Origin of the sequence: Micromonospora sp. NPDC048868, assembly GCF_043198195.1 — a bacterium.
GTDB classification, from domain to species: domain Bacteria; phylum Actinomycetota; class Actinomycetes; order Mycobacteriales; family Micromonosporaceae; genus Micromonospora; species Micromonospora reichwaldensis.
Map to the genome: position 1 here is coordinate 21,515 of NZ_JBICUN010000016.1, position 15,956 is coordinate 37,470.

At 73.2% G+C, this 15,956-nt stretch carries 20 protein-coding genes, 2 tRNA genes and 1 other RNA gene; 8 read left to right on the plus strand and 15 right to left on the minus strand.

The features are described 5' to 3' along the window. Positions 1–305: 305 nt before the first annotated feature. The 3 genes from ACGFNF_RS22620 to ACGFNF_RS22630 form a co-directional block, all read right to left on the minus strand. Positions 306–1,376 carry a PHP domain-containing protein gene (locus tag ACGFNF_RS22620; protein ID WP_393170444.1) on the minus strand — a complete coding sequence of 357 codons (1,071 nt, stop codon included), beginning with the start codon at positions 1,374–1,376 and terminating at the stop codon, positions 306–308. A gap of 84 nt (positions 1,377–1,460) precedes the next feature. Beyond that, a complete protein-coding gene (locus ACGFNF_RS22625; protein ID WP_393170446.1) occupies positions 1,461–4,385 on the minus strand; it encodes a glycosyl hydrolase in 2,925 nt (974 codons plus the stop codon). Positions 4,386–4,557: 172 nt separating this feature from the next. After that, complete coding sequence (locus tag ACGFNF_RS22630; protein WP_393170448.1) at positions 4,558–5,322, minus strand: M23 family metallopeptidase; 765 nt, start codon at positions 5,320–5,322, stop codon at positions 4,558–4,560. Positions 5,323–5,382: 60 nt separating this feature from the next. Here ACGFNF_RS22630 and ACGFNF_RS22635 point away from each other — a divergent pair, with 60 nt between their 5' ends. From ACGFNF_RS22635 to ACGFNF_RS22650, 4 genes are all read left to right on the plus strand, one after another. Continuing rightward, positions 5,383–5,775, plus strand: coding sequence for a hypothetical protein (locus ACGFNF_RS22635; RefSeq protein WP_393170450.1), 393 nt, complete (start codon positions 5,383–5,385; stop codon positions 5,773–5,775). A gap of 142 nt (positions 5,776–5,917) precedes the next feature. Further along, a complete protein-coding gene (locus ACGFNF_RS22640) occupies positions 5,918–6,085 on the plus strand; it encodes a hypothetical protein (RefSeq protein ID WP_357577993.1) in 168 nt (55 codons plus the stop codon). 122 nt (positions 6,086–6,207) lie between these two features. Further along, positions 6,208–6,735, plus strand: coding sequence for a tRNA adenosine deaminase-associated protein (locus ACGFNF_RS22645; protein WP_393170452.1), 528 nt, complete (start codon positions 6,208–6,210; stop codon positions 6,733–6,735). Positions 6,736–6,919: 184 nt separating this feature from the next. Further along, on the plus strand, positions 6,920–7,372 hold the full coding sequence (locus ACGFNF_RS22650; protein WP_357578013.1) for a nucleoside deaminase: 453 nt from the start codon (positions 6,920–6,922) through the stop codon (positions 7,370–7,372). Between the two features lie 66 nt (positions 7,373–7,438). On the opposite strand, the gene ACGFNF_RS22655 is transcribed toward ACGFNF_RS22650, so the two are convergent. The 3 genes from ACGFNF_RS22655 to deoD form a co-directional block, all read right to left on the minus strand. Next, complete coding sequence (locus ACGFNF_RS22655) at positions 7,439–7,906, minus strand: acyl-CoA thioesterase (protein ID WP_393170454.1); 468 nt, start codon at positions 7,904–7,906, stop codon at positions 7,439–7,441. Continuing rightward, on the minus strand, positions 7,903–8,541 hold the full coding sequence (locus ACGFNF_RS22660) for a TetR/AcrR family transcriptional regulator (RefSeq protein ID WP_132238435.1): 639 nt from the start codon (positions 8,539–8,541) through the stop codon (positions 7,903–7,905). Before ACGFNF_RS22660 ends, ACGFNF_RS22655 begins: the two co-directional genes overlap by 4 nt. A 123-nt stretch (positions 8,542–8,664) precedes the next feature. Continuing rightward, complete coding sequence (gene deoD / locus ACGFNF_RS22665; RefSeq protein WP_311414588.1) at positions 8,665–9,372, minus strand: purine-nucleoside phosphorylase; 708 nt, start codon at positions 9,370–9,372, stop codon at positions 8,665–8,667. A gap of 75 nt (positions 9,373–9,447) precedes the next feature. Between deoD and ACGFNF_RS22670 the strand changes: the two genes are divergently transcribed. Continuing rightward, positions 9,448–9,534: transfer RNA gene (locus ACGFNF_RS22670), tRNA-Ser, on the plus strand. A 201-nt stretch (positions 9,535–9,735) separates the two neighbouring features. Here the strand turns inward: ACGFNF_RS22670 and ACGFNF_RS22675 are convergent. The 5 genes from ACGFNF_RS22675 to ACGFNF_RS22695 all read right to left on the minus strand — a co-directional run bounded on the left by ACGFNF_RS22675 (position 9,736) and on the right by ACGFNF_RS22695 (position 12,739). Next, positions 9,736–10,287 carry a DUF5872 domain-containing protein gene (locus ACGFNF_RS22675; protein WP_393170457.1) on the minus strand — a complete coding sequence of 184 codons (552 nt, stop codon included), beginning with the start codon at positions 10,285–10,287 and terminating at the stop codon, positions 9,736–9,738. Positions 10,288–10,339: 52 nt separating this feature from the next. Continuing rightward, complete coding sequence (locus ACGFNF_RS22680; RefSeq protein ID WP_393170459.1) at positions 10,340–10,870, minus strand: hypothetical protein; 531 nt, start codon at positions 10,868–10,870, stop codon at positions 10,340–10,342. After that, the gene (locus ACGFNF_RS22685) at positions 10,867–11,481 is read right to left on the minus strand and encodes a hypothetical protein (protein ID WP_311414591.1); all 615 of its coding nucleotides are present in this window, start codon (positions 11,479–11,481) and stop codon (positions 10,867–10,869) included. The genes ACGFNF_RS22680 and ACGFNF_RS22685 overlap by 4 nt, the downstream gene beginning before the upstream one ends. 308 nt (positions 11,482–11,789) lie before the next feature. After that, the gene (locus ACGFNF_RS22690; protein WP_393170461.1) at positions 11,790–11,981 is read right to left on the minus strand and encodes a DUF397 domain-containing protein; all 192 of its coding nucleotides are present in this window, start codon (positions 11,979–11,981) and stop codon (positions 11,790–11,792) included. Further along, positions 11,972–12,739, minus strand: coding sequence for a Scr1 family TA system antitoxin-like transcriptional regulator (locus ACGFNF_RS22695; RefSeq protein WP_393170463.1), 768 nt, complete (start codon positions 12,737–12,739; stop codon positions 11,972–11,974). Before ACGFNF_RS22695 ends, ACGFNF_RS22690 begins: the two co-directional genes overlap by 10 nt. Before the next feature lie 369 nt (positions 12,740–13,108). Between ACGFNF_RS22695 and ACGFNF_RS22700 the strand changes: the two genes are divergently transcribed. Then, a complete protein-coding gene (locus ACGFNF_RS22700; protein WP_393170464.1) occupies positions 13,109–13,477 on the plus strand; it encodes a hypothetical protein in 369 nt (122 codons plus the stop codon). After that, positions 13,474–13,725: a flavin reductase gene (locus ACGFNF_RS22705; protein ID WP_151457621.1), complete on the plus strand. Its 252-nt coding sequence runs from the start codon at positions 13,474–13,476 to the stop codon at positions 13,723–13,725. Before ACGFNF_RS22700 ends, ACGFNF_RS22705 begins: the two co-directional genes overlap by 4 nt. Before the next feature lie 159 nt (positions 13,726–13,884). On the opposite strand, the gene ACGFNF_RS22710 is transcribed toward ACGFNF_RS22705, so the two are convergent. From ACGFNF_RS22710 to ACGFNF_RS22725, 4 genes are all read right to left on the minus strand, one after another. Further along, complete coding sequence (locus ACGFNF_RS22710; protein WP_393170466.1) at positions 13,885–14,685, minus strand: sulfite exporter TauE/SafE family protein; 801 nt, start codon at positions 14,683–14,685, stop codon at positions 13,885–13,887. A gap of 155 nt (positions 14,686–14,840) precedes the next feature. Further along, positions 14,841–15,272: a hypothetical protein gene (locus ACGFNF_RS22715; RefSeq protein ID WP_393170468.1), complete on the minus strand. Its 432-nt coding sequence runs from the start codon at positions 15,270–15,272 to the stop codon at positions 14,841–14,843. After that, complete coding sequence (locus ACGFNF_RS22720) at positions 15,269–15,469, minus strand: hypothetical protein (RefSeq protein WP_393170470.1); 201 nt, start codon at positions 15,467–15,469, stop codon at positions 15,269–15,271. Before ACGFNF_RS22720 ends, ACGFNF_RS22715 begins: the two co-directional genes overlap by 4 nt. A 180-nt stretch (positions 15,470–15,649) precedes the next feature. Next, positions 15,650–15,734: transfer RNA gene (locus ACGFNF_RS22725), tRNA-Ser, on the minus strand. Between the two features lie 82 nt (positions 15,735–15,816). Between ACGFNF_RS22725 and ffs the strand changes: the two genes are divergently transcribed. Next, an RNA gene (gene ffs, locus ACGFNF_RS22730) (signal recognition particle sRNA small type) lies at positions 15,817–15,906 on the plus strand. Positions 15,907–15,956 lie beyond the last annotated feature (50 nt).

Consider the following 15,956-nt stretch of genomic DNA (forward strand, 5'->3'; position numbering starts at 1 on the left):
CGCGCCACGTGTGAGGCTGGCCGGGGTGTGGGGCTGGGCCGCGTGGGGCTGGGCCGGGTGTGGGCCGGGCCGGGTGCGAGGCTGGTCGGGGTGTGACGGTGGCCGGGGTGTGAGGGTGGGCCGCGTGTGGGGCTGGGCCCGGTATGGGGCCGGGCCGGGTGCGAGGCTGGCCCGCGTGTGAGGCTGGGCCGTGTGTGATGCGGTCTCATGAACGGGGCAGCTCGACAGCGTTCGTGGTGCCATCCCCCTGGTCGCCGGCGGGTTGCCGGCGAGGGCCCGGTCCACCAGGTCGAGCAGCCAGGACCTCAGCGGGCGGAGCGGGCCCAGTCGACCAGCCGGTCGGCGTCCCAGGTGTTGACCACCCGGTCGGCGGACACCCCGCACAGGGCGGCGCGCTCGCAGCCGAACCGCTGCCAGTCGAGCTGGCCGGGCGCGTGCGCGTCGGTGTTGATGGCGAAGTCGCAGCCCGCCTCCAGTGCCCGGCGGATCAGCCGCTTCGGCGGGTCCTGCCGCTCCGGCCTTGAGTTGATCTCGACGGCCACCCCGTGCTCGGCGCAGGCGGCGAAGACGGCGTCGGCGTCGAAGTCGCTCTCCGCCCGGGTACGCGGCCGGTGCGCCCGGTCGCCCGGCCCTTTCACCCCGGCGGGCCGGGACGACACCATCCGCCCGGTGCAGTGGCCGAGGATGTCCAGGTGCGGGTTCGCGATCGCGGTCAGCATCCGCCGGGTCATCTTCGCCCGGTCGTCGTTCAGGCCGCTGTGCACCGAGCCGACCACCACGTCGAGGCGGGCCAGCAGTTTCTCGTCTTGGTCGAGCGACCCGTCGGCGAGGATGTCCACCTCGATGCCGGTCAGGATGCGGAAGCCCTCCGGCAGCGCCTCGTTGACCTTCGCCACGTGGTCGAGCTGCCGGCGCAGCCGGTCGGCGGTCAGCCCCCGGGCCACCTTCAGGCGGGGCGAGTGGTCGGTCAGCACCACGTACTCGTGGCCCAGCTCGACCGCCGCGAGCGCCATCTCCTCGATGGGTGAGCCGCCGTCGGACCAGTCGGAGTGGGTGTGGCAGTCACCGCGCAGTGCGGTACGCAACGCGGTGGCCGCCTCGTCCAGGTCCGTGCCCTCCGTGGCGAGCAGCCGCCGCAGGTAGACCGGCTCCTCGCCGGCGAGCGACTCGGCCACGCAGCGGGCGGTGACGTCGCCGACCCCGGACAGCTCGGTGAGCTTGCCGGTGCGGGCCCGCTCGGCCAGCTCCCTCCCCGGCAGCGCGCCGAGGGCCGTGGCCGCCGAGCGGAACGCCCGGACCCGGTAGGTCGCCTCGTTCGCCCGTTCCAGGAGGAAGGCGATCCGGCGCAGGTCGGCGATGGGGTCCCGGGCGCTCATGCCATGGAAAATACGCCTCCGCGCCGCCGGTCGCGGGACGACCGACGGCGCGGAGGGCCATGGAATCAGCGGAGGGCCACGGAATCAGGAGTGCGGCAGCTTCACCAGCGACCTGTCGCCGATGCCGAGGGTGGTCGGGTTGTTCCCGATCGCCGACCAGACCTCCACCCGCACGGTGCCGTTCGACAGGTTGCCGAGGGCGCCGGTGGCGGAGTGCAGGCCGCTCTGCTGGGTGTAGCGCTCGTACCCGGGTACCGGGTCGGTGGCGAAGTAGCGGTACGTCTCCACCCGCTCCCAGCTGCCGTTGCCGGTCAGGTCGTAGGAGACCCGCACCTGCACCCCGTTGCCGACCGCGTTGCCGGCGTCGAGGAACAGGTCGAACGTGGTCTGCCCGCCGCCGTACGCCAGATCCAGGCCCGTCGCGGTGAACACCTGCGGGTTGGTCGGCGTGCCGTCGTGGTTCGCGCCGCCCGCGCCGGCCACCGTGGCGGTCGCCGCCCCGCTGGACGCGGCCAGCCCGCCGCCCGGCAGCAGGTACCGGTTGGGGAAGTCCGGCGAGGGCGGCGGGGTGGTGGGCGGCGGGGTGGTCGGCGGGGCCGTGGTGGGCGGGGGTGTCGTCGGCGGGGTGGTCGTGGGCGGCGGCGTGCCGGTGACCCCACCGGTCGCGGTGCCACCGCTCCAGGTGTACGCCCCGCTGGTGGCCGTCTTCCCGGCCGGCACGGCGAGCCGGGTGCCGTCGGAGAACGTGACTGTCAGCGGCGCGGCGGTGATGTTGCTCGCCACGTAGGTGCGCGCGCCGTTGCGCTGGAACACCGCCGCCAGCGGGTGGTTGGCCGTGACCGGGGTGTGCACCGTCCCGAGGGCCGCGAGGTTGCGGATCCAGTGGAAGGTGTGCGCGCGGCTCTCGCCCTCCTCCGGCGTGTACCCCGGGTTCGCGCGCAGCTTCGTCAGTGCCGCGTCCGGGTCACCGAGGGCCAGGAACTGCCAGAGGATGTCCTGCCACACCGTCGGTTCGCCGCCGTTGTTGCGCACCAGTTCCTGGTAGTTGGCGCGGTTGGACGCCGGGTACTGCCCGAGGTAGAGGTGCCCGCCCGTGACCGGGAGCATGTTGATGCCCTGGATCATCTCCGGGTCGGCGCTGAACCAGGTGGCGTACGCGCCGCCGTCACCCCAGACCATGCCGACCGTGGAGTGCCCGAACGCCGCCGGGTAGTTCTCGTTCGTCACGTCGAACCAGTACTCGTGGATCGCTGCGGCCTGGGTGGTGTGGATGAAGATGCCGGCGTCACGTACGGCGGTGTTGCCGGTCGCCTGCCCCCACTGGATGAGGGCGTTGGCGAAGTTCATCCCCTCGGACGAGGACTCCTGGTTGTTGCCGGCGTGGAACGAGCCGTGTCCGGCGGCCCAGTCGTGCCCGGCGTAGATGTCGAAGTCGCGCAGGTACGGGAAGCGGTTGTCGGTGCGGTCGTAGTTGTTCGCGTCCCGGATCAGCAGGTCGATCATGCCGCCGTACTGGTCCTGCCGGGCCCAGGCCGGGTCGAACTTGGCCAGTGTGGCGGCGGCGGCGATGTAGTAGCCGTAGTGGAAGTGGTGGTCGTTGAGTTCCTGGTCGGAGCCGTACGACGCCGGGTAGCCGATCAGGGTGCCCCAGTTGCGGTCGTAGTGGAAGACCTTCGAGGCCTCCCCGGGTGAGGCGGTGAGCCAGTCGGTGAGCGTGCTCCTGATGGCGTTCAGTGCGGCGGTACGGGTCTCGGCGTCGCCCACCTGGTCGGCGATCTCGGCGATGCGGGCGGCCCGGCCCAGGCCCTTGCCCGTCCAGTAGGTGTCACCGCCGCGCTGGTCCATCGGGTTGCCCCGGACCGCCGCCAGGTGGCTGCGCAGCGTGGCCAGGTCCTCCCCGGTGCCGGTCGCCACGGCGGGCACCTCCGGCAGTACGCCGTTGAACTTCATCGAGGTGCGGAACGAGTCGACGCCGGCGAGGACCTTCATCCGGCCGCGCGCCGACGGGTAGGTGAGCGCCAGCGGGGTGGAGCCGGTCAGCGACCGCCACTGGTGCGGGTAGAGGCTGACGACCGTCCGGTTCGCGGTGCCCTCGCGGGCGGTCGTGGTGAAGGCGTACGTGGTGTTGACGGTGCTGGTCGCCTGGTCGTACGCGTACGAGACGCGGGTGCCGGTCACGTGGGCGTGGGCGTACCGGCCGTAGGTGGTGGCCAGTTCGGCGCGGGACGCGGCGTCGGTGCTCGGCGTGGTGGGCAGCAGGGCGACCGAGAAGTAGCCCTTGCCGGCCAGGGTGGAGGTGATCCGGCCACCGTTGACGGACCAGGTGGCGCCGGTGGGCGCGTACGCGACGTAGTCGTGCCCCCGGACGGTGAAGCCGATCGTGGCGCCGCTGTTCGACCAGACCGTGGGGCTGCCGCCGGTGGCGTTGACCAGGGCGTCGCCGCCGCTGGTGCGGAAGTACGCGAACGGCAGGCCGTGGCCGATGGTGGCGCGCATGGTCCGGGTGCCGTCGGTCCAGTGCGGAGTGACCGTCCAGTCGGTCCAGCCGTCGACCTTGACGACCGGGGCACCCAGCCCCGCGATGCCGACCCGGATGTCCTCGGAGTACGTGTACTTGAACTCGCCGACGCCGGTCGCGGTGCCGGTGATCGTCGGGGTGGAGGTGGCCGAGATCCCGAGGCCGTCGCCGGCCGGCTGGTAGGAGGCCGGGTGCGCGTGCAGCGGCTCGCTGTAGGAGCAGTTGGTCCGCTTCCACAGCAGCGACGACCACCAGTCGTTGGTGGGGATCGGCCCGGCGGGCGCGTCGGCGGTGGCGAACTGCCGGGGGTTGGTGGTCATGTCTCCGCAGCCGGTGGGCAGGGGGCCCACGCGGTCGGTGGTGTAGCTGCCGGCGCCGACGGTGGCGGCCTGGGCGGGGGTGGTGGTCACGACGGCGAGGCCGCCGAGGGCGAGGGCCAGGGCGGAGGTGGCCGCCACGGCCCAGGTGCGGCGTGTCGCAGGAGGTGTCACAGTGCCTCCGGTCAGGGAGCGCCGGTCGGGGACGGGCGCGTTCTGCGAGCGAATTGTGTGGAAAGTAATCTCAGAGAGCGCTCTCTTGCGACGGGACGCTAGCTCAGGGCCGAGACTTCCGTCAATGTTTCCCAGCGATGAAGCGCTGATGACGACAAACCGGAGCGGGTCGTCAGGCGGTCGGCGGCGCCTTCGGGCAGCCGTGCCGGCGGTGCCAGGCGGTCACCTCGGCGGCCGGTTCCTTGTTGCCCTTGCGCCGCCACGAGTTCAGGTACGGCGCCGGCCAGAGCACGCCCCGGCGGATCCACCAGCCGTCCCGGCCGGTGCACGGCGGGGAGATGCCGAAGTGCAGGTGGCACACGTTGTTCGCGTTCCCGGTCCGGCCCACCTCGCCGAGCCGCTGCCCGGCGCGCACCCGCACCCCGGCGTCGATGCCGTCGGCGACGCGGCGCAGGTGCGAGCCGTAGTAGCGCACCCCGTCGTCGCCGAGCAGCGACACCGACAGCCCGCCGTTGTGCGGCCCCCGCGGCCCGCGCCTGTCGAACCGGTCGACCCGGCTGACCTCGAGGAGGACGCCGTCGGTCACCGCCACTACCGGCTCGCCGCAGTCGGCGAAGATGTCCGTCCCCGGGTAGGCCGAGTGGGTCGGGTGGTAGGCGACGTTCGCCGCGCGTACCGGAAAGACGTGCGGCAGCCCGGCGCGGGGCGGCGCGGTCGACGGACCGGTCGGGGCGGCGGCGCCGGTCGGGGTGGGAGCGCCGGTCGGGGTGACGGCCGGCGGCGCGGGCTGCCCGGCCGTCGCCGGCAGGCTCGGCCGGGGTGCGCCGGGCGTCGTCCCGGGCCGCGTCGTCGCGCAGCCGGCGGCCAGCACCGGCACCAGCACCAGCAGGACCGGGTACGCCGGACGCGCGCGGCGTCCGATCGTCGGCGAGGGCATCCGGTCATCCTCGCAGAGTCGGTACGGTGGTGGAGGTGCGCGGCAGAAGGGGAGGGGTCGATGACGACCGGACGGTACGCCTTCCCGCCCGGGCCGGACGCCGGGTTCCGGCCGGCGCCACGGGTCCCCTCGGGGCTCTTCCCGTCCGCGCCGCCGTCCCAGCCCACCTACCGCGAGCCGCACCCGGTCACCGGCGCGGGCGTCGCGTCCGGCGCCGCCGTGGCGACCGTCTGGCTGCTCCTGTTCGGCCTGCTCGGCCGCAGCGTGCCCGGGTACGCCTGGTGGACGCTGCTGGCCGGCGGCCTGGCCTGGCTGGCCGCGCTGCTGCTGGTCCGCGCGGGCGACCGGGGCGTGGCCACCGGGATCGCGATCGTCACCGCCGGCGGGTGGAGCATCGCCGCCGCCATCGTGGCGGTGCGGTGGGTGTCGAGCGGAGACTGGCCGCTCTGGTGAGCCCGGTCCGGCCCGTCCCGCCCAGCGGCGACCCGCCTGCCGGCGCCCGTTGCGGCGGGCCCGTGGCTGCGCTGCGTCGCGGGCCGGCTGCGCAGCGAATCCTGCCTTGACGTGGCCGCCCGAACTCGGCACCCTCGGCGTTATGGCCTGGACCACTCCGCGGCTCGATCCCGAGCGCAGCCGCCGTCGCCAGCAGCTCCTCGCCGAGTTGGCGGGCGCCCGGGCGGTACGCCAGCGCGTACGGCCGCAACGGGTGCGCAGCGAGCGCCTGCGGGAGCTGATCGCCACCCGCCGCCGGGTCTCCGGCTGACGGACGGCAGACTTTCCCCAGGATTGACCGGCCCTTCGGGGCGTTGACCGGTCGCCTGCCGACCCGACCGGCTAACGTGCACGCGTAACGGGTCGGCCTGCCGAGGCTCTTTTGGGGGAACCGTGTCGTACTTCGCTGCGGCCGTCGTACGTGACGACAGCGGTTGGACGGCCGCCGAGGTGAACCTGCGGGGGGTCACCGACATCGAGGACGTCGCCGACCGGCTGCGCGACGTCGACTCCGACGCCGACCTGTCGCTGCTCTTCGTCGAGGCCGACGACACGTACCTGGTGATCATGCGCCTGGACGAGGGGGAGGACCTGCGGGTCTTCGGCTCCGACTCGGCCTACGCGGAGGAGTCCCGGCTGGGCGCCCTGCTGGTCGGGGACCTGAAGACCTCGGTGACCGGGCTCGACGACACCGACGAGCCGCGCCCGTCCGGCCGCGGCGACGACGACACCGAGCAGCCCGCCGTCGACCCCGAGGCCGACCCGGTCGGCGAGGCGGACCTCCTGGCCGACCTGGGCATCCCCGCGCAGAAGCTGCTCAACCTCTGCGCGCAGGAGGGCATGATGCCGGGCGACGTCACCACCGAGGTGTGCCAGGTGCTCGGCTGCGCCGACGAGGTCGAGGAACTGCGTGAGGTCTGAGCCGTCCGGGCCCGGCCGGGCCGGTACGGGCGGCGCCGAGCCGGCCGACGCCACCGATCCGGCGCTGGGCACCGTACGCCCCGGTCAGCCGACCCCGGGCGCGGCGGGCCGGGTCGGGCCCGGCGCCCACGAGGGGCTGGCCGAGCCGGACGGCGCCGGCCGGCGGCAGCGGCACGAGCTGTGGATGCGGCGGGCGCTGGCGGTCGCCGTGACCGGCCCCGACAGCCCAGCCGACACCGGCCCCGACGCCGCCGACGACATCCCGGTCGGCGCCGTGCTCTACGGGCCGGACGGCGCCGAACTGGCGATCGGGCGCAACGAGCGGGAGTTGACCGGCGACCCGACCGCGCACGCCGAGGTGCTGGCGCTGCGCCGGGCCGCCGGACGGCTCGGCCGCTGGCGGCTCGACGGCTGCACCCTGGTCGTCACCCTGGAACCCTGCACGATGTGCGCGGGCGCGCTGGTGCTGGCCCGGGTGTCCACAGTGGTCTTCGGTGCCTGGGAGCCCAAGACCGGGGCCGCCGGGTCGCTGTGGGACGTGCTGCGCGACCGCCGGCTCAACCACCGGCCGGAGGTCTACGGCGGCATCCTGGAGTCGGAGAGCGCCGCGATCCTGCGCGCCTTCTTCCGGGTGTAAGGAAGGGCACCTTCCTGACCCCTCGGGCGGGCCGCCCGTGCTGGGTGCGGGCCGGGGTGATTAGGCTCAGGCGTCGGCCGGGGCGGGCCGGAGCAGGTTCGCGGCGACCGCGCGGGCGGTGTCGGTCCAGGGGGCGGGTCGCAGGGTCGCCGGGTCGACCCGAACGATCGACCGCTGGCCCTCCGCGTGCACGATGCGTCCGTCGACCGAGTGGAACCGGTAGGCGTACCGGGCGCTGCTGGTGCCGAACTGGTCGAGCCAGAAGTGCACCGCCACGGGGCCGGTCCCGGTGACCGGGGCCCGGTAGGTGATGGTGAACTCGCGGACGGCGTGGAACACGTCCGGTGCGCTCTGCTGGCCGGCCTGGAACGCGACACCGTGGTCCGCCCAGTACCCGGTCAGGGCCCGTTCGAGCAGCACCGCGTACCGGGCGTTGTGCAGCAGGCCGAACGCGTCGAGGTCGTCGAAGTGCACCGCGACGTGCGCGACGTGACCGAACTCGACGGTGGGCTGGTCGACGATGGCGTGGCTCATGAGATGCCTTCCGGTAGCAGGGTCGGATCGGGGCACAGTGCCCGCAGGCGGTTCAGCAGGCCCTGGCGGGCGTGCCGGTAGGCGGTGTCGGGGTCCAGCAGCCGGGAGCGCATCGCGGCGGTGATCCCGAGCGCGTCGATCTCGTACGCCAGCTGCGCGACGTCCACGTCGGCGGGCAGCTCGCCGGCGGCGACCGCCTCGCGGACGAGCTGTTCGAGGAACGCGGTCCAGCGGCCGAACACCTCGGCGAGCCGGTCCCGGACCGGGCCGGGACGCGCGTTGTACTCGAAGTCGGCGCTGGCGAAGAAGCAGCCGCCGGGGAGCACCCGGGCGGCGAAGAAGTCGATCCGGGCCTGGTGCAGCGCCCAGAGCCGCCGTACGCCCCGGGGGGCGCGCAGGGCCGGCTCGATGACCCGTTCCCGCTGCTGCTCGACCGCCCGGTCGACCGTGGCGAGCTGGAGCGCCTCTTTGGAACCCCAGTGCGCGAAGAGGCCGGACTTGCTGACGCCGAGCGCGTCGGCGAGCTGGGCGAGGGAGAGCCCGTGCAGACCGACCTCGGTGGCGAGGACCACGGCGGCGTCCAGCGCGGCGGTGCGGGTCCGGTCGCCCCGCGCGACGCGTCCGTCGACTGTCATGGGCACAGGCTAATCAATAAGCACGACCGTTCGTATACTTTCTTGGCGTGACCGTGGTCACGACACAGCGACGCCGCCCGCCATCCGGGGACGGACGGCGGGCGGCGTCGGGGCCGACGAGGATCAGGCGATGATCGTGTCCAGGGCGATCTCGACCATCTGGCTGAAGGTCTGCTCCCGCTCCTCGGAGGTGGTCTTCTCGCCGGTCTTGATGTGGTCGCTGACCGTCAGCAGCGTCAGCGCGCGGGCCTTGAACCGGGCGGCGATCGTGTAGAGCGCCGCCGACTCCATCTCCACCGCCAGCACGCCGTAGTCGGCGAGGCTGTCGTAGAGGTCCGGGCGGTCGGTGTAGAAGGCGTCCGCCGCCAGGATCGGCCCGACCCGCATCGCGATGCCGCGCCGCTCGGCCACCTCGACCGACGTACGCAGCAGCCCGAAGTCGGCCACCGGGGCGTAGTCGATCAGCCCGTCGAAGCGCATCCGGTTCATGTTCGAGTCGGTGGACGAGCCGATCGCGGCGATCACGTCGCGCAGCCGCAGGTCCTCGGTCAGGGCCCCGCAGGAGCCGACCCGGATCAGGCTCTTCACGCCGTACTCGTTGACCAGCTCGTGGGCGTAGATGGAGGCGGAGGGCATGCCCATGCCGGAGCCCTGGACGGAGACCTCGACGCCGTTGTGGCGGCCGGTGAAGCCCAGCATGCCCCGCACCGTCGAGTAGCACTGCGCGCCCTCGAGGTAGGTCTCCGCGATCCACTTCGCCCGCAGCGGGTCGCCCGGCATCAGGACCCGCTCGGCGATCTCTCCCGGCTTCGCGCCGATGTGCGTACTCATGGCAAGGATCCTGCCAGGCCGCCCCGGGGCGTACCGGTTCGGCGTCCGAACCCGGGGTCATGTACCCTTCTCGGCGGTGGCGTGTCCGAGCGGCCTAAGGAGCACGCCTCGAAAGCGTGTGAGGGTTTACGCCCTCCGAGGGTTCAAATCCCTCCGCCACCGCTCGTGAACACCGAGAACGCCCGGCAGATCCGTGAGGATCGGCCGGGCGTTCTCGCATGCACCGCCCGACGCGCCCCCCGCGCCCCTGCCTGCGTCGATCATGCAGTTGTGGTGCCCCGCGAAAGGGGCGTATGGGTAGCTGTTGCCCACCACGAGTGCATGATCGACGCCGTGATGGGGGGACGGGGCCGGGGTGGAGGGTTAGCGGCGGGTTAGTTCCTTTTCCAGTCGCTGGATGAGCGTCTTGCGGGACTTGCCGTCGCGTTCGCGGCGCAGGGCGGACTTCAGTTGGGCCTTGTCGAGGTCGCGGACGAGCTTGGCCGCCTCGGCGACCGGCAGCTCCGACAGTTGTTCGGCCGACGTGGCGTTGCGGCGGGCGCGTTTGGCCGGTCCGGTGTTGGCGACGTACTGCTTGCCGGACTTTGATTCCTTGCGCTTCTTGGCGTCGGTCGCCCGCTTCTCCTTCTCGGAGAGCTCCTTCCAGGCCTGTTCGGGCAGGTATCGACTCGTCTCGTCGCCGTGCCGCGCCCGGGTGTCGCCCTCCTTGGTCTGCCAGTGCTCGCCACCCCAGCGCTGGAGGGACTTCTGCCGTTCGTCCTTCGGGCCGACGAAGCCGCCGCCGCGCCTCTTGTACTCCTGGGTGACCAGCTGCGACTTGCGTGCCGACCACTGTCCCGGCCGGCCACCCTTGTCGGAGGCCTTGATCTCTTCCTTGACCTGCTCCCTGAGTTCGGGCTTCGTGTACCGCGCCATGTCCGGCGGTTACCCCACCTCGGGATCCTCATTCGTCGAGCCTGCGCGGGGCTCAGCAGGGGCTGTGGCCCTCGTCGAAGAGGCGCTGGGCCCAGTCGGCGTACCCGGCGATGATCTTCTTGACCGCCCGCCCGTCGTGCAGGAAGAGGTACGCCCGGTCGCCCTGCCGGGCGAGCAGGCCGTCGAGCCGGTACGTCCCCTGTGGAGCGTCCAACTCCCGGGCGGCCGGGTAGCGGGTGCGGACCTCGTCGACCGGCATGCCGGCGGTGACTCCCTGCGGGGTGCGCGTCGCCTCGCCGAGCCAGAGCAGCACCAGCCGGTCGTCGACGAAGATGGGACTGGTCGTGTCGTACCCGGCCAGCGCCGGGCCGCAGGCGTCGACGTCGGAGCGCAGGATGCCCCGCCGGGTCAGCTCGTCCTCGGTGTCGCCGAACTCGACGTCGCGCAGGCCGTTGAGGTCGACCACCTCGACGGCCCCGACGGGCCGGCCGTCCAACTCGCGCAGCGGCGGGTGCACGCCGCTGCCCGAGACCCAGGCAGCCGTCGCCAGCGCGGCGATAAAGCCAAATTGTCGCAATTTCATGGAATCCCCCAGTCCCCAACGGGACCGGGCCGTTCAGGTTGCTGCCCGCCCGCAGATTGCCGGTTTTCCCATTCCTCGGCCAGCTCGTCCCAGTAGTCGGCGCTGAGTCGACGGCGCCCGTGCGCGAGCCAGCCGGCGGTGCTCCGCTCGACGTGCAGGCCCAGCTCGGCGAACGGGTCGATCCACGCGCCGGGCTCCGCCCCGAGCCGGGCGAGCGCCGCGTTGAGGGGCCACTCCGGGCGCGGCCCGTCGAAGAGACGGTCGAACCCCGGCCCCCAGCTCACCTGGCCGCCGAGCCACACCAGCGCCGACTGGTAGCCGGCGCCGCCGAGGAACTCCGCCTCCAGGTACGCCACCGGACCCGACCGCGACCAGCGGGCGAGGACCTCGGCGAGGGGTGCCGGGAGCGCCAGGTGGAACGGCTCCTCCGGGGACCGCTCCGCCGTCGAGTAGTCGGGCGGCGCCCCGGTCAGCTCCTCGACCAGTTGCGGGGTGACCGGCAGCAGCGCGAAGTCCTGGCGCAACTCGCCGAGGACCGCGTGGTCCAGGTCGGCGGTGTGCTCGCGGAGCAGCTCGGCGTCCGCGACGACCGCGCTGAGCTGGTAACCCATGGGAGCCCTCCGCCGTCCACAGCCTGTGGATGGAACATGTGTACGACGAGTCCCGCCTCCGCCGTTCTCCGCACCGTACCCAATCGTCCCCTTCCGGCACCGCCCCGCGATGCGGCACTGCCGGCCCTCCTCCGGGCGTGACGCGGCCTCCGGCGAGGGTCGGTCGGGCAGGGCGGAGAGGCAGGAGGGTGATCGATGCCGCCGCCAACGGCGGGTGGAACGACACGGGTGCATCCCGCGTCGGGAGACACCCGTGGTGTTCCACCCGCGCCTTGTGCCGGGGGTGCCTCTGCCGTGGGCGGGTCGGTTCAGGGGCGATCGGCGATGGTGGCGACGAACGCGCGCCACGCCGCCGGGGCGAAGGCGAGCGTCGGGCCGGCCGGGTCCTTCGAGTCGCGCACCGCGACGACGCCGGGCATGTTGTCGGCGACCTCGACGCAGTTGCCGCCGTTGCCGCTGCTGCGGCTGCTCTTGCGCCACCGCGCGCCGTTCAGCTCCATGTCTCCGCCACTTCCGTGATGAGATCGACCGACTGCCAGTGGGACAGCGCCTCGCCGCGCACGTTCTCCCACGCAGCCATCATGGCGGCGATGTCCGCGGGTTCGCTAACCAGTTGCCCCTGGAGTTGGTTGTCGAGGTAGCCGGCGATCCGGTGGTCGTGGCTGCTGGCGATCACGAACGGCCCGTTCAGGCCGGCGTAGGCGCCGACTGACGACGGCACGACGTGCACCCGCACGTGCGGCTCGGCGCAGGCGGCGACGACGGCCCGGAGCTGCTCGCGCATGGTGGCCCGCCCGCCGACCGGGCGACGCAGCACCGCCTCGTCGATCACGGCCGTGAACTGCGGCGGTTCGTCCTGCCGCAGGATGCCCTGGCGGGCGAGCCGGGCCGCGAGGTGCCGCTCGACGTCACCCCGGGGGAACAGGCCGCCGTCGGTCAGCACGGCCCGCGCGTACGCCTCGGTCTGGAGCAGGCCCGGCAGGACCACCGATTCGTACGACCGCAGCGACACCGCCTCGCGCTCGATCTCCTGCCACGGACGAAACCAGATCGGGTCACGACGTCTCGAAGTATCCGGCCAGATGTCCGACACGTCCCTGCGGAGGGCCTCCGCCGCCCCCAGCCGGTGCCGGGCGTGCGGGATGCGGTCCTCGGTCAGCCAGCGCCCGACCGTCTTCGGGTCGACGCCGACGGTCTCGGCGAGGGATTCGATCGTGTGCCCGGTGTCGCTGAGCGCCACCCTGAGCGCGTCGTTCACGGGCTCCTCCCATCGGATGTCCCAAATATCTGGCGACCATAGCGCTACGGGCTGTATCTGTCTGCACACACGCGGCAAGTTGGGGTGACGAAGACGGCGCGGCCGGTGGAGGCGAAGGAGCCCGGCGGTCGGCGTCAGTCGCGGGGCCGCCCCGACGGGGAGGGCGGGGCGGCCCCCTCCAGCCCACGTCCCTGCCAGTCCGGCCCTTTCAGCCTCTCGTCCCGCCAGGACGAGCCCTGCCGAGCCCGCCAAGGAGGTCCGCCCGTGCCAACCCGCCGCGCTCCAGTCTCCGAGCATCGGGGCGAGCCCCGTCCCCCGGCCGACCGCGACGATCCGCCCCCACCGGCCGCCCCCGCCCGGAGCCGGCCGGTGGGGTGGCCCGCCGGTACGACCATCCGCGTTCCCGACGACGCCTACCGCTTCGGCGAGGGTCCCCTGACGCTGCGCGTCACCGAGGTGCTGAGCGTCGGCCCGTTCGAGGGTCGGCTCTGGGCCGAGGTACGCGGCCATCAGGTGAACGCCGACGGCACCCTCCGCCCCCGCGAGCGCTTCGCCTCGATCCGCGTCGACCGCGCCCGGGTGATCGCCACCGATACGCCCCGGGCCTGGGCTGCGGACAGGCTCGGGGCGGCTCACCAGCCCGGGACGGCTGATCGACTCGGGACGGTGGACCGGCTCGGGACGGAGCAACCCGGGGCGGCGGCCCGGGTCGGGTCTGCGGGACCGGCGGCGCGGTGAGCCGCCGCACCCGGGAGCACGTCCCGACCCGGCCCACGTGGCGGTGCCGGGCGTGCGGCATCGCCTGGCCCTGCTCGCCGGCGAAGCTGCGGCTGCTCGGCGAGTACCGCCACGACCGCGCCGCGCTCACCGTCCACCTGGCGACTCTCCAGGTCGAGGCCGCCGCACAGCTCGTCGCACTCGACCCCGGCGTGAGCCCGGCCCAGCTAGCCGACCGCTTCGTCTCCTGGGCCCGCCCACGCGGATGACCGCCGCTGTTCCGCGCCCACCCGTGGCCGTGCCCGGCGGGCGGGCGGGGTCGAGTGGAACACCACGGGTGCATCCCATGCCGGGAAACACCCGTGGTGTTCCACTCGCCGAACGCTTCCGCACCCCGGGCCGCCCGCGCGGACGACCGGCCGGCGGGGTCAGCGCAGCAGGTTGACCAGGGCGGCGAGGCCGACCAGCACGATGATGGCGCGCAACGCCACCGGCGGCAGCCGGCGTCCCCACCGGCCGCCGATCAGGCCGCCCACCACGGAACCCGCCGCGATCAGCAGCGCCGGCTGCCACGCCACCGATCCCACGGCGACGAACAGGACCGCCGCGACCCCGTTCACGAGGCCGGCGAGCACGTTCTTCACCCCGTTGACCCAGCGCAGGTCGGCCGAGAGCAGCACGCCGAGCAGCCCCAGCAGCAGCACTCCCTGGGCGGCGCCGAAGTAGCCGCCGTACACCCCCGTGCCGAAGACGCCGAGCAGCAGCAGCGGCCCTGCCCGCCGTACCGCCTGACCGCCCGCCGACGACGCGCCCGCGTCGCCCGCGACCGGCCGTCGGTGGGCCAACGCCCGCGCCAGCCGCGGCTGCACCACCACGAGCACCAACGCCAGGACGATCAGCGCCGGCACGATGGCCCGGAACGCACCGGGCGGCAGGAGCAGCAGCAGTACGCCGCCCGTGATCCCGCCGAGCACGGCGGCGAGACCCAGGCGGGCCAGCAGCCGGCCGTGCCCGGCCAGCTCCTGGCGATAGGCGTACGCCGCGGTGAACGACCCCGGCACCAGCCCGACGGTGTTGGACACGTTCGCCACCACGGGCGGATAGCCGAGGGAGAGCAGGACCGGGAAGGTCACCAGCGTGCCCGAGCCCACCACCGCGTTGATGGCTCCCGCCGCGACCCCGGCGGCCAGCACGGCCAGCCCGTCGACGACGTTCAGCGTTGCGTTCACCTGTGTCCGCGCTCTCCCCGGGCCGGTCGACGCCCGCAGGTCGCCGCCGCCCGGTTGTCTCGCTGTCGGATGCGGCTGTCAGCGTAGGACGCGGGCGGTGCTTCCTGATCGACGTGCGGCGGGGATCACGCCGTGACCAGTAGCTTCGTCGGGGTTCACCTTTGCGGCCGGCGCGGTCGCCAGGGCCCGGCGTGGCGGCGGCGCAGCCAGCGGGGCAGGCGGTGCCGGGGCACGAACGTGCCGACGTCGTCCGCCGCGTTGTCGGCGTAGCCGCGTAGCTGGCAGCCGCCGAGCGGGGTGCGGTCGCGCAGCGCGCCCCGGAGCAGCGCCAGCGACTCGACGTCGATGTCGCGGTGCAGGCGCCCGAAGTGACCCAGCGACTGCAACGCGTTCGCCCTGGTCTGCGCGTCCCGCGACCGGAGCCCGCGCTTGATCCGGGGAAGGACGACGGCAGGCGGGTGGAACTCGTCCAGCACCAGCCAGAGAAGCGCCGGCCCGGCCCCGGGCTCCGTACGCGCCAGGGCCGCGTCGACCTTCTCCGGGCAGTCGCATTCGTCGAACTCCGGGTCGGTCGGCCGCTCGCTCACCCGGCATCGGCTTTCTCGGCGTTGCCGCCGGTGCGGCCGATGATCAGCGCGGCGACGCAGTACAGCGCCATCCCGGCCGCCCCGCAGCCGACGACGATCTCCAGCGGTCGGTCGAACCCGGACCCCACCTGGGAGAGAAGGACGCAGGACATCGCGACCAGTTGCGTCCAGAGCAGCCAGCGCGGATTCTTGCCCAAGCGGGTCGCCCCTTCCGGCCTCACCCGTCGAGAGGCGCGACCGCCACCGACCGATCGTCGACGAGGCATCGACACAGGTCGGAGGAGCGTAACCAGGGGAGCCACCGTGGCGCTCGGCAGAAACGGTACGAGGGCCGTCCCCGATGGGGGTCGGCCCTCGCGTTCGTGCTGCTCAGCGAGCGGAGGATACGAGATTCGAACTCGTGAGGGTGTTAACCCAACACGCTTTCCAAGCGTGCGCCCTAGGCCTCTAGGCGAATCCTCCGCAGACGAGGATACAGGTCCCCGGCGGGTGGGCCACCCCACCACCCCCTGAAGATCGACGCGGCGTCGGGTAGGGTTGGCGGTACCTCCCGTGCGGCGGTATCTCGTGAACCTCCCCAGGGCCGGAAGGCAGCAAGGATAAGCGGGCTCTGCCGGGTGCACGGGAGGCCTTTTTTGTCTCCGGGTCCCGGTAACGTCCCTGCGGGTCAGGTCACGGGGTGGT

Bases quoted from the DNA above. Each gene is read 5' to 3' on its own strand.
- ACGFNF_RS22620 (WP_393170444.1), bottom strand. From the start codon at position 1,376: ATGAGCGCCCGGGACCCCATCGCCGACCTGCGCCGGATCGCCTTCCTC.
- ACGFNF_RS22630 (WP_393170448.1), bottom strand. From the start codon at position 5,322: ATGCCCTCGCCGACGATCGGACGCCGCGCGCGTCCGGCGTACCCGGTC.
- ACGFNF_RS22635 (WP_393170450.1), top strand. From the start codon at position 5,383: ATGACGACCGGACGGTACGCCTTCCCGCCCGGGCCGGACGCCGGGTTC.
- ACGFNF_RS22640 (WP_357577993.1), top strand. From the start codon at position 5,918: ATGGCCTGGACCACTCCGCGGCTCGATCCCGAGCGCAGCCGCCGTCGC.
- ACGFNF_RS22650 (WP_357578013.1), top strand. From the start codon at position 6,920: ATGCGGCGGGCGCTGGCGGTCGCCGTGACCGGCCCCGACAGCCCAGCC.
- ACGFNF_RS22655 (WP_393170454.1), bottom strand. From the start codon at position 7,906: ATGAGCCACGCCATCGTCGACCAGCCCACCGTCGAGTTCGGTCACGTC.
- ACGFNF_RS22660 (WP_132238435.1), bottom strand. From the start codon at position 8,541: ATGACAGTCGACGGACGCGTCGCGCGGGGCGACCGGACCCGCACCGCC.
- deoD (WP_311414588.1), bottom strand. From the start codon at position 9,372: ATGAGTACGCACATCGGCGCGAAGCCGGGAGAGATCGCCGAGCGGGTC.
- ACGFNF_RS22675 (WP_393170457.1), bottom strand. From the start codon at position 10,287: ATGGCGCGGTACACGAAGCCCGAACTCAGGGAGCAGGTCAAGGAAGAG.
- ACGFNF_RS22680 (WP_393170459.1), bottom strand. From the start codon at position 10,870: ATGAAATTGCGACAATTTGGCTTTATCGCCGCGCTGGCGACGGCTGCC.
- ACGFNF_RS22685 (WP_311414591.1), bottom strand. From the start codon at position 11,481: ATGGGTTACCAGCTCAGCGCGGTCGTCGCGGACGCCGAGCTGCTCCGC.
- ACGFNF_RS22690 (WP_393170461.1), bottom strand. From the start codon at position 11,981: ATGGAGCTGAACGGCGCGCGGTGGCGCAAGAGCAGCCGCAGCAGCGGC.